5 protein-coding genes and 2 pseudogenes are annotated in these 6,139 nt (G+C 74.0%); 1 reads left to right on the top strand and 6 read right to left on the bottom strand.

Going from position 1 to position 6,139, the window contains the following annotated elements:
* The 6 genes and pseudogenes from D476_RS39880 to eccD form a co-directional block, all read right to left on the bottom strand.
* A pseudogene (locus D476_RS39880) lies at positions 1-1,374 on the bottom strand (hypothetical protein); the annotation flags it as partial.
* An 81-nt stretch (positions 1,375-1,455) separates the two neighbouring features.
* Positions 1,456-1,974 carry a hypothetical protein gene (locus D476_RS0131000; protein WP_017627754.1) on the bottom strand — a complete coding sequence of 173 codons (519 nt, stop codon included), beginning with the start codon at positions 1,972-1,974 and terminating at the stop codon, positions 1,456-1,458.
* A 96-nt stretch (positions 1,975-2,070) separates the two neighbouring features.
* On the bottom strand, positions 2,071-2,373 hold the full coding sequence (locus tag D476_RS0130995) for a WXG100 family type VII secretion target (RefSeq protein ID WP_017627753.1): 303 nt from the start codon (positions 2,371-2,373) through the stop codon (positions 2,071-2,073).
* A gap of 77 nt (positions 2,374-2,450) precedes the next feature.
* The gene (locus D476_RS0130990; RefSeq protein WP_017627752.1) at positions 2,451-2,789 is read right to left on the bottom strand and encodes a WXG100 family type VII secretion target; all 339 of its coding nucleotides are present in this window, start codon (positions 2,787-2,789) and stop codon (positions 2,451-2,453) included.
* A 43-nt stretch (positions 2,790-2,832) separates the two neighbouring features.
* Positions 2,833-4,266 (bottom strand): type VII secretion protein EccB, encoded by a 1,434-nt coding sequence (eccB, locus tag D476_RS0130985; protein WP_017627751.1) that lies wholly within the window; start codon positions 4,264-4,266, stop codon positions 2,833-2,835.
* A 22-nt stretch (positions 4,267-4,288) separates the two neighbouring features.
* Positions 4,289-5,670 (bottom strand): annotated as a pseudogene (gene eccD, locus D476_RS35220) (type VII secretion integral membrane protein EccD).
* 268 nt (positions 5,671-5,938) lie between these two features.
* Here eccD and D476_RS35215 point away from each other — a divergent pair.
* A partial coding sequence (locus tag D476_RS35215) for a hypothetical protein (protein ID WP_040728956.1) occupies positions 5,939-6,139 on the top strand: 201 nt, incomplete at its 3' end.

Below are 6,139 nucleotides of genomic sequence, written 5' to 3'. Positions count from 1 at the left end.
CCCGCCGGTGATCTCGGTCCGGTCCTCCCGTTCCGGGAAGGACCCGCTCCCTCCAGAGGCGTCGCCGGATCCGGAGTCCGACCCGCCGCCGGAGCCGCCCGGCCCCTCGTGCGAGCCGGAGTCGGCGCCGGACCCGTCGCCGGAGCCGGTGAGGTGTTCGAGGTAATCGTCGATGTCGAACTCGCCGCCGGACCCGCCGGTCCCGTCACCGGACCCGCCGTCGGAGCCGTCTCCGCCGCCTCCGTCCCCCTCTCCTTCGCCCGAGCTCCTCAGGGAGTCTTCGTCGTCTCCGCCGCCGAAGTAGTCCTCCAGGAATTCGTCGATGTCGAAGTCGCCGCCGGAGCCGTCACCGGATCCCCCGTTCCCGTCACCGGAGCCGCTCCCGCCGCCCCCGGGCTGCTCGGTGGTGATGGGCGTGTACGGCAGGATGTCGCCCGCGGCGTTCGCGTAACTCTTCGAGAGCCCCGGGATGTTCTCGGACGCCGCGTTGCGCAGGTCCTCGAGCTTGGTCCACCACAGGTCCTTCATCTCCTGCTCGATGGCGCGCCAGGTCTCCAGGCTGTCGGTGGGCTTGCCGCCGATGTAGACGAACCCGTCCTGCTTGGTGACCGTGTCCCGGTTCTCCTCCCACCAGGTGCGCACCACCTGGCGCGGGCTGCGGCCGGAGTCGGACGCCCACGCGTTGTAGGCCTTCACCACGGGGTCGGCGAAGGTGGGGTCCGCCGCGGAGGCGGCGCTGTTCACCGCCTCCTTGACCGGGGCCAGGTAGTCGGCGACGCCCTTGAGCTCCAGCGCCTTGGTCTTGAGGTGCCGGGCCAGAGCCGCCGCGGTCGCCCCCTCGAAGGAGTCGTTGCCCGGCTTCACCTTCTCGTACAGGGCCCAGAGCCGGTCGTACTCCTCCTGGAAGAAGGTCTGGTACTCCTCCAGCCGGGTCGCCATCCGCTTCAGGCCCGCGTGGTAGTAGGACTCGCTGCCGAGGTTCGGGTCCCCGATGCCCTTGGTGACGACGGTCCTGAGCTTGTTCTCGAAGGTGCCCCAGAGCGTGTCGGCGCCGTCGAGGATCTCCGGGTTGAGGAAGATCCCGGAGTAGGTGTCGTTGATGCCCTGGCTGTAGTCCCCCCACAGCTGGTCGTCCCCGAAGAACCCGTACCACTCGTCGGCGGAGTGGGGGTTGCCCTCGTTCCAGAAGTAGCGGTCGATCCACCCGGCCTCGTAGATCACCCGGGGGCTGTCCATCGGCGGAACGGAGCCGTCGCCCTCCGGGTCGGCGAAGACGTTGAGGATGTGGTCCAGCTCCTCGCTGGACGCCGCCCCCTCGTTGGGCAGAGTGGCCCCCTTTCCCCCGGTGGGGTTGAGGTCCTTCTCGTTGTCCACGCTTCCTCCTGCGGTACGGGCGGTTCAGGGCCTCGGGCGGGCGGGGCCGGGCCGGGGGTCGGGCCGGTCGGGTGGCCGGGGTCAGTCCTTCGCGTCCTCGCCGTCCTCCTCGTCGTCCTCCTCGTCCTCCGCGTCGTCGGCCCCGCCCTCATCGGTGGAGGAGGAGAGGCCGTCACCACCCGTGGAGTCCCCGGACCCCTCGTAGGAGCCCCCGCCCGAACCGCCGGCGCCGGACGAGCCGAAGATCCGGTTCAGCTGCTCGGCGGTGAGCTCGGCGTCGTCCTCAAGGTCGTCGAAGACCAGCTCGCTGTCGGCGATCCCCTTGGAGATGGCCAGCAGGTCCTTCTCGTACTTGTCGAACAGCTCCTCGACCTTGGTCAGCGCCTGCTTGACCTCGTCGGCCAGGACCCCGGCCGACGGCAGCAGGGCCGGGTTGCCGAACCGGGGCGTCTTGGCGGCCTCACCGGCGTAGTACTGGTCGAACTCGGTCTTCTTCGCGGAGAACCGCTCCCGCATCGTGTCGATGTCGTCGGTGCGCAGCCCCCGCAGGTAGTCGAGGGTGACCTTGATGGTGTCGCCGTCGTCCTTGTCTTCCGGCATGCGTGCTCAGCCTCCTGCTCCTGCTGCCTGCTCGTCGGGCCGCCGCGGGACGGGCGGGGGCGGGGCCGCCCGTGCACGCGGCCCCGCCCCCGGGGGTCAGCGGCGCTGGCTCCAGTTCCCGGCCTCCTGCAGGTCGCCCCGGTTGTACCGGTCGACGATGTCGTCCAGGGACACCTGCGCCTTGTTCAGCAGGTTGCGCATGTCCTCGACGTTCTGGCGCCAGTTGGCGATGCGCACGTCGTACTGGTCGGCGGCCTCACCGACCCAGCCGTCCTTGACCTGCCGCACCCGCCGGTCCAGCTCCTCGATGGCGTTGGCGATGACCTCGGTCTGCTGGCGCAGGTCGAGTCCGGCGGTGTGCGCGCCCGACTTCTTGATCTCGAAACCGTCGAAGCTCACGGTCGGCTCTCCTCTCCTGGTGGGCCGCGCGGCCCTGGGGTCGTGGGGGTGGGGGTCCCTTCCGAGGGGAGGGGGCCTCAGCGTCCGGCGGCGGCGTCGCGCTGGTTCGGGTTGAGCTGGGCGGCCCAGTCGGCGGTGACCATGTTGGCGTCCTCCATCTCGTGGAAGTTGCGCTCGGTGCCGCCGAGGATGCCGATCATGTCGTTCATGTCGTTGGTGATCAGCCGGAGCTCCTCCAGCCACTTCACCAGGGCGGTGTCGTAGCGGGCGGCCGCGCCGCCCTGCCAGTTGCCGCCGAGCATGTCCCGGGTGGAGTCCACCTGGGTGTAGATCCCGTTGCAGGTGGAGTGCGCGGTCTCCATCGCGTCCTTGCCCTCGCGCATCGCCTGGTCGGTACTGCGGAACAGTTCACTCATCGGGTCCTCCTCGACCGTGTCGCGGTCTCCTACGGGCCCGCCCTCAGCCGGACGGGCAGTCCGCCTCCTTCGGGGNGGCGGGCGCGGCCGCCGCCGAGGTGCTCAGTTCGGGGCCGGTCGGCAGCATGTCCAGCACCGCGGCGGGGACCTCCCGCGCGCCTGCGGGCGGGTGGCCGAGCCGCTCGGCGGATTCGGCGTCCGGCACCGGGTACTTGGCCCCGGCGTCGGTCACCAGGTAGTAGGTGCCGCGCCCGGCACGGCCCCCGGCCGGGGCGGCGCGCACCAGACCGCCCTCCCCCGCGGGCACCCCGATCAGGTCGGGCGGGGTGCAGGAGGGGGCGGCGCCGGGCGGGGGCTCGGCGGTGCGGGCGGTGATCGTGGAGGGGGCGCGCAGGGCCAGTCCGGGGCCCTCGCCCCGGTCCACCGCGCACAGCGCCGCCCCTCCGGTCTCGGCGAGCGCGGGCGGCTCGCCGGGCAGGCCCCCGTCGTCGCGGGCCCGGTCCGCCAGGTGGGGGCGCACGTCGGCGGCGTCCAGGGGGGCCGCCTCGGGGTCGCCGCCGGGGTGGACGTCCTCGGCCGCGCGCGGGTCCGCCAGCAGGAGCCGGGCGCGGACCTCGCCGGTGGGCACCAGTCCGCCGCGCTCCAGCACGTAGTACTGGTCGGCGTCGTCGCCGCCGCCCACGGTGAACACCTGGCCGATCCTGCGCTTCTCGCCGCCGATCCGGGGCCCCTCGCCGCCCGCGCCGTCCACGCGCGGGGCGGCCAGCTCGGGCCCCTCGGGCAGGGCGGACAGGAACTGCGCGGACACCGGGTGGGCGGGGGAGGTCCCGTACCCGAGGGCCTCCAGCGCGCCGTGCTCGGCGTCCAGGCGCAGGCGCTCCCCGCGCCAGAGCAGGTGGCGGGTCCCGTCCGGCCCGGCGGCGAGCACCGCCCGGTCCGCCGCGACCGGCCGGTCCTCACCGCCGCCGCCGACGGTGAGCGAGGTCAGCGCCCTCGGGTCCTCGTCCTCCCCGGTGGCCACCGGGACCGCGCACACCCGCCACGCCGACGGTTCGGCGTCCTCGGCGGCCGCGGGCGGCACCGCGTCGGGCGCGCCGCCGATGCCGATCGCCGAGGCGACCGGGGTGCCCTCCAGGGACGCGGCCGACACCTGCACCGGATCGCCCAGCAGCAGCGCCGAGGCCTGGTTGGCCACCGGCCACAGGGCGCCGTCGGAGTAGACGTACCGCCCGCCGCCGTCCTCGGCCGCGACCACCGTGCCCTCGGTGCGCCACGACGTGGCGTTGCCCGGGAAGATCAGCCCGAACACCAGGAACCCGGCGCCGACCAGCAGGGACAGCACCAGGCCGATGGCCGCCCCCGTGCGGGTGCGGTTCATCGGGGCCTCCGTCGCGTCCGGGTCGGCCTCCAGCATCGCGGTGGACAGCCGCCCCACCAGGAAGCCGTGCGCCTGGACCTGGTCGCGCCGCGTGTTCATCGCCGCCCCCCGCCGTCCGCGCTCATCCGCCGATCCCGCGCAGCAGCCCGAACAGCCCCAGGTTCGCCGGGACCAGGACCACCAGGACGATCGCGGCGGCGCTGTGCAGCAGCTCCCCGGCGCGCCCCCAGTGCGGCAGCACCCGGTTGCCGGGCACCGCCCACGCGGCCACGGCCAGCGCCAGGGCGCCCGCCAGCAGGATGCCGAACACCGCCAGGCGGGCGGCGGTGCCGCCGAGCGCGGCGGCGCCCAGCGCCAGTGCGAGCGCGCCGAGGTGCCCGGGCACCAGCAGGCAGGCCCGCTGCCAGGCGCCGCCGAGCCCGCGGGCCTGCAGCAGCAGCACCAGGCACAGGGCCGCGCCCAGGCCGGTGGGCAGCCATCCGGGGTGCAGGGCCAGCACGGCCAGCGCCGCCGCGCACACCGCCCCGACCGCCGCCAGCAGCGCGGTCTGGAAGGAGTCGGCACGGCGGGTGCGCTCCAGCACCTCGCGGGCCGGGTGCGGGTCGATGTGCTCCTGCAGCTCGTCGGCGCCGGAGGGCAGCGGGGGCAGGCGCATCCCGGACATGCGGAAGGCCATGGCGGGCGCGAAGGTGCCCAGCAGCACCGCCGCCCCGGCCGACAGTCCGGCCACCCCGGGGAGGGGGACGCCGCCCCAGAACATCAGCAGCGCCCCGGCGGCGGCGCCGAACGCCGAGAGCGTGCCGAGGCCGGTGAAGAACGATACGCACCCGGCCGCCGCGGCGACCGCCAGGACCGCGGCGCCGGTCCCGGCCGCGCCCCCGGCGAGCATGTGGGCCCCGGCCAGCGCGGCACCGGGGTCGCCGTCGGGCGCGCACGCCCCGGCGAAGGCCATGAACAGGACCGCGGCGGTGCCGGTGGCGGCCGCGGTCTCGGCCGACCCCAGCGCCCGCCCGGCGGCCGCGGTCGCCAGCAGCATCAGCACCGCGGTCCCGGCGGCGACGGCGGCCGCGGTGCCGGAGAAGCCCAGCAGGGCGACCGGGACCAGGGCGGCGGCCAGGGTGGCGGCGCCGGCGGCGGCCAGCCAGCGGTGGGCCGCGGCCGCGCCCCACCGGTCCGGGCGCTCGGCCATGCCGGTGGCCACCCCGTCGACCAGGTCGTCGAAGTGCACCGGGGGCATCTGGTCGCGGCGCTCGCGCAGGTAGAGCACCTCGCCGTCGAAGAGTTCGAGGGACTCGCAGNGGGGGGCGCCCGGAGCCGCTGCAGAACCCATCCGGAGTGGTCCAGCCCGTTCTCGTCCAGGTCCTCGCCGTCGCGCTCGGCGTAGAGGAGGAATGTGGGGACGAGTTCGGCGAGGGGAATGTCACACGGCACCGCGATTTCAAAGGAAACCGCAGGTGCGCGGATGGTGAGACGACACAATTCCGCGGCGGCGGACTCGGCCATACTACCCCCGGGTGTTTCCGTTCCTGGGCAACGGCATCCCCTTCCCCTCAGGGCCTGCGAGTGCTCATATGAGCACTCTCCCGGCGGCGGGGCGGCAAATGCTCCGCTACGTTAGCACCACTCGCAGAATGGCAGAGATGACGTTTCGATCAATATCGAATGACCTCGGAGGGGGCATCGTAGAGCAATCCGAGCGGCCGGGGGTCGGCCGTTCGGCCGATCTATTGCCAGCTGATTCGTCCGATCGAACAAAGGGGTCCGCGCAGCCGTGAGCACTCTCATCGTCCGTCGGCCGGCCCGCCGTCCCGGCCCCGAGCTCCCCTCCGGCGAGCTCGCCCTCCAGGAGCCGCCCGCGCTCCCCGAGCAGCAGGGCGGCATGGGCGCGGTCTTCATGTACCTGCCGATGGCGCTCAGCTCGCTCGCCATGGTGATGATGTTCCTGCGCCCCGGGAGCGGTGGCGGCGGGGGG

Origin of the sequence: Nocardiopsis chromatogenes YIM 90109 (assembly GCF_000341185.1) — a bacterium.
Classification (GTDB): Bacteria; Actinomycetota; Actinomycetes; order Streptosporangiales; family Streptosporangiaceae; genus Nocardiopsis_A; species Nocardiopsis_A chromatogenes.
The sequence above is the reverse complement of the archived record's forward strand: the minus strand, read 5'-3'. Positions and strand labels throughout refer to the sequence as shown.